The sequence below is a fragment of the Stappia stellulata genome, from assembly GCF_020176715.1.
Classification (GTDB): domain Bacteria; phylum Pseudomonadota; class Alphaproteobacteria; order Rhizobiales; family Stappiaceae; genus Stappia.
Genome location: NZ_JAIVMF010000046.1, coordinates 1 through 4,659 on the forward strand (window position 1 = coordinate 1; position 4,659 = coordinate 4,659).

Below are 4,659 nucleotides of genomic sequence, written 5' to 3' on the forward strand. Positions count from 1 at the left end.
GCAACGGGTGCTCCCTCATCGGCCTGACGCAGGATGAAGGCGATCTGCGCCTCCGAAAACTTTGACTTCTTCATGGAACTCTCCTTCTCCCGTCAACGGGATCATAATTGGAAAATTCCAGCTCAGAACGATCCGAAAATCGGGAAGCAGGTCACACCCGCTCCCTGACCAGCTTCACCGCCTCGAGCTTGAACTCTCGGCTGAACTTCCGTCTCTGCATTCCAACTCTCCAGTTTCAAAAACACCTTAACTCGGTGTCCTCAAAACCGGCAGTAACTCACAGCGCTCTCTCAATAACAAAATCGTCTATAACTAAGACGGAAACCTCATGGGTCGCAGCAAACAGCTTAACAACATCCCCTGGCGTCTCCACGATTGGTTTCCCTGAGCCATTCAAAGAAGTATTCAGCAAAATCCCGAAATCTGTCTTTCGCTTGAAAGCAACAAGCAAATCAAAAAAAATAGGATTGAAATCACGCTTGAAAATCTGAGCCCGGCATGTGCCATCGTCATGGACTACAGCTGGAATTTCGTGCTCAACTTCAGGTCGAACCTTGAACGATTTTGTCATATATGGAGAATTCTCCGCACCTTTGAAAAAGCGATCCTTGTCCTCGAAGAGGCAACTGGCCGCAAAAGGATTGAAGGTCTCGCGGCGTTTCAGATCATTTAACCGCTTTCCTATAAGCGGTGGGCGCGGACTTGCTAGTATACTTCGATTGCCGAGAGCTCTTGCCCCAAACTCACCGCGTCCCTGAAACCAAAAAACAACTTCACCGTCAAACAATCTTTCCGCTATAGTTTCATGCAATGATTTTCGATCTTCAAATTTCCGAATTCTCGCACGCACTCCGCTATCCCGGATTAGCGTTTGAATCTGATTTAGGTTTGACCGGTACTCTTTGCCAAGAAAAACTGGTTGACTTGCAATTTCCGGAGCACGCCCATAAATCCGCAGATGTCCAAGAATTGCATTGCCCACAGATTGACCATTGTCACCACTGCCTGGTGGCACAAATACATAGCAACCCAACTCATCCTCAAGCCGCCGTACAGCAGTGCAGTTAAGGGCAACACCACCGGAAAAGCAGACGGACGACAGGCCGGTAATCGCAAGCCAATTCTTAACAATTCTCGAAAGCGCAGTTTCGAGGTTCCATTGTACGATTTTTGCTACTTCAAGTCGGGCCGCATCATCTCTGTGATTTTCCCATGCTCGAACAAGATCATCCCTCCTAACGGAACGGAGAAAATTCCTTGCAGTTTCCGAGGGGTTATATGGGTCAAATGATGAAATCTTACTGATCGGAAGACCATCCGAAAATGAATAGAAGTCGGCGGCGTCAGGCTTCCCTGCAAGGCGCTCACCAGCCCCGGCAAGAGCCATAACTTTTCCGGCTTGCCGACCACTATTCCACCCTAGAAAATATGTGAAAGCCCTATACATTTCACCCAAGCCGCAAGACATCGGTTCGAGGAAGTGGCTTCCAAGGTCAGTGAGCTTCCCATGCCTTCCGGAATAAATTGATAACTGCTGCCTCTGGTGCATCCACCAGTTTCGGGTAGCAGGCGACTTTTCAACTACGTTTCCGCCGGCATCACAAACAACAACCAAAGCCTCAGAAAGGCCTGAACCATAGTATGCCAACGCAGCATGGGATTTGTGATGATCTACGTATTCATGCTCTTCGTGCCTTGAAGCCTCGAGTATCGGTTCACAACAAGATGAAAGAAACACTTTTTCAGTGTGCTTCGCCCCTAGCGTAACCATACCTGCAGCAAGAGCCGCATTGTATCCCCCGGACGCTTTTACCCCAGTATGTCTCTCTTCCGCGCTAGCATAAATCAGCTGGCCATCGGCTATGATTGCGGCCCCACCGTCACGTAGGGGTTTCCCAAAGGACGTCTCGCCTGTGTTTGCGCCAACGATGATCATTGTTTCTGCGTCACCAGATAGGACACCACGCCAACTATGCCCATGGCGAGTATAGCGGTCTGAAGGAAGCTGACTACAATATTTGCGAACTCTTTCGACACTCCTAGCAACCCAACCATGCCGTCAGCCAAATGTTCAGGGCCATTCAAACCCGTGCCAACTGCTAGTAAAACCATCGCCGCCAAACCAGCAGGCATAGACCATCCAAGCCACCCCAACTCAACTTCGTACTCAAGTACAAGCTTCTTTGAGATAAACCGGCGCCGATTATGCCCTGAAAGTTCCGGCAGCGAGAGGCCAAGAACTCCTCGTGAGCCATTGGTGCTTGGCCTCGTGGCTAACGGAAACTCTAGAAAATCATATCCCCCGATGGCACTTTGGTCGGATTCTTTCAAGAAGAAATTGTCGTCTAGGCTCAGGCGGTAACCGCGACTATGGTCCTCGTCAGGTGTTTTTGTCGTCACTGGAGCCATGATATCGTGTCCAACGTTGATTAGCTCATGCGGATAACACTCAAATACCTTCAACTCATAGCTCATCCTTGAACGCAACTTTAGTCGACCGTCTCCCGTATTGGGAACTGTTTCCGCACGAGCATTATTTATGCCATTGGCTACTGGCGCCTCTTGGAGTCCTTCGCGGTGAGGATTCGGCCCCAACGCTAGCTTTCGAATAGCTGCAAACATCACAAAAGGGAGATCATGAATGTGCGGCAGGAAAGCAAACTGAGAAGCGACTCCGCCCCAAGCGTCCAACTGGCCTCGATCAATGGCACCCCAATCTGAATCGTGGAATGGTTGCTTCTGGCGATCCAAATCCTCCAGTTTTTCGTTTGTGCATTTTGCGAGGTGTGGAAGGTCATCATATTCATCTCGCGATTTTACGCCTTCATAGAGTAGCCTATTTAGGTCTTCCCGCTGCATCAGCACTTCCGAAAGCTTCAGCGGAGATTGAAAACAGAAATAGTCACAGAGACGGTACCGAATCAGAACGAAGCCAGACATCAGCTTGATCGAAATAATTTCTGCAAATCGGATAGGTGATATCAGCCTTTTTCCTTCAGAATTTAAGCAATGGAAGTGTTTGAACAATTTTTTTTGATAATCACCATCTTGTGCTTCTTTGCTAATCTTTGTTCGAAGCGAGATAAGCACTTTCACGCCACCAAAAACCTTGACAGATGAACTGTTGCGAACAGTCTCAAGAATGCCATCTTCCACATGTTTTTCTTTAAAGCGTGCCTCATACTCAAACCCGCGAGGGAGAAACATAATGGGAAGTGCTTCGTAAACATACGGTTCAATAGTGTCAAATATTAGGGAGATCATGCCGTCATGTCCTAATATCTATTATCGGGATACTCGCACCAAAAGACGAAAGCATCGGCCGTTCTAGCTCTGTATAAGCTTTCAACCTCTGTGAGAATACTGCCTCTGTATTATCAGGTCCTTTGGAGTAAAATTGGGAGCGACAGGTCTCTACGTCTGTAAAGACATGAAAGATAACCAGGTGACCGCTTTCGAGGATGTGTCGCCTCAATTCCCTCATTGCTTCGGATGTGCGAGGGAAGCCATCAATGACGTTAAGATCGCTTTGAAGCGCATCAATTGCTTCAAGGATCTTCCCATAAATTGAATGCATTTCTATATTCTGCCCTACCGCCATGGCCTGGCCAATGTGTATTGATTCTTCGGACTTCGGGTTTTGGCTTGATAGGCTCCTCAGGAAGGTGCTGGTAGAGAAGTAGTCGCCCTTCAGCTTTCCCGCGAGGGCTTTAGCGAGCGTGGTTTTTCCGGCACCTGGCGGGCCAAGGAAACAGAGATACGCCTTTCGCAACGCAATTGGGCTAACGATCCCTTCGTAGGAAATTCCATTCACGTGCGGTCACTCGCTTTCGCCGGTTTTTCGTCCTAATTTCTATAACGTGTGGGGCTGGCTAACATCAACCCAAGGCAAGTTGATATCGAAACTACAGTGGTTTCACTTTGCGGGCAATGCATCCCTACAAATCCGACGCATTGACGAACGTATCCCAAATGTGTGAGTTTTCACCATGATTACTTCCAATGAGAGTCCTTTGCCAGATCGCGCCAAAATAGACGTCGAACCTTTGCTAGAAGCTTGGAAGCTCGTCAGAGATTTTCAGATCGCTATGGGAGAGCCAGCGCCCGAGTTACCAGGGTCGCTTGATGGTGAACGCCGAAAATTAAGAGCTGACTGGATGCGAGAGGAATTGTCTGAATTTATTGGCGCGGACGTTTTGGTTGATCAAGTCGATTCCATTATCGACCTGATCTATTTTGCCCTCGGCACGCTTTGCGAGATGGGTGTCCCTCCACATGAAGCATTCAATGCTGTACATGCAGCAAACCTTCGAAAACTTGGAGAAGATGGACGGCCACTTTTCTCAACCCGTGGGAGGATTAAGAAACCCGAAGGATGGCTCGGACCTGAAACCGAGATTGGTGAGTATCTCGATCGTTTGAAGTTCACCTCCTGTGATGCAGACCAATCCTCAACCGTAGGGTCCGCCAGCGTTTCACAGCGGGCCAGAGATCAATAAAGAAATTTAGCACCTTTGTGTCGGTGCACAAAGACGTTTGGCCTGGTGCCGGTTTCGTGGACACCAAGATAAGGTGTTTTTGACGAAGCCGGAGTTTGTGAATGCAGAGAAGGAAATTCAGCCGCGAGTTCAAGCTTGAGGCGGTGAGACTGGTCAAGGA

Annotated in this window: 4 protein-coding genes; 1 reads left to right on the forward strand and 3 read right to left on the reverse strand. The window is 48.7% G+C overall.

The features are described 5' to 3' along the window. Positions 1-277: 277 nt before the first annotated feature. Genes LC092_RS20985 through LC092_RS20995 form a run of 3 tightly spaced genes read right to left on the reverse strand, consistent with a single transcriptional unit; the run spans position 278 to position 3,814 of the window. Positions 278-1,936, reverse strand: coding sequence for a carbamoyltransferase C-terminal domain-containing protein (locus tag LC092_RS20985; protein ID WP_224809677.1), 1,659 nt, complete (start codon positions 1,934-1,936; stop codon positions 278-280). Beyond that, positions 1,933-3,264, reverse strand: coding sequence for a hypothetical protein (locus LC092_RS20990; protein WP_224809679.1), 1,332 nt, complete (start codon positions 3,262-3,264; stop codon positions 1,933-1,935). Before LC092_RS20990 ends, LC092_RS20985 begins: the two co-directional genes overlap by 4 nt. A 4-nt stretch (positions 3,265-3,268) precedes the next feature. Then, positions 3,269-3,814, reverse strand: a complete 546-nt coding sequence (locus LC092_RS20995; RefSeq protein WP_224809681.1) for a nucleoside monophosphate kinase — start codon at positions 3,812-3,814, stop codon at positions 3,269-3,271. Between the two features lie 175 nt (positions 3,815-3,989). Between LC092_RS20995 and LC092_RS21000 the strand changes: the two genes are divergently transcribed. Then, a complete protein-coding gene (locus LC092_RS21000) occupies positions 3,990-4,499 on the forward strand; it encodes a hypothetical protein (protein ID WP_224809683.1) in 510 nt (169 codons plus the stop codon). Positions 4,500-4,659 lie beyond the last annotated feature (160 nt).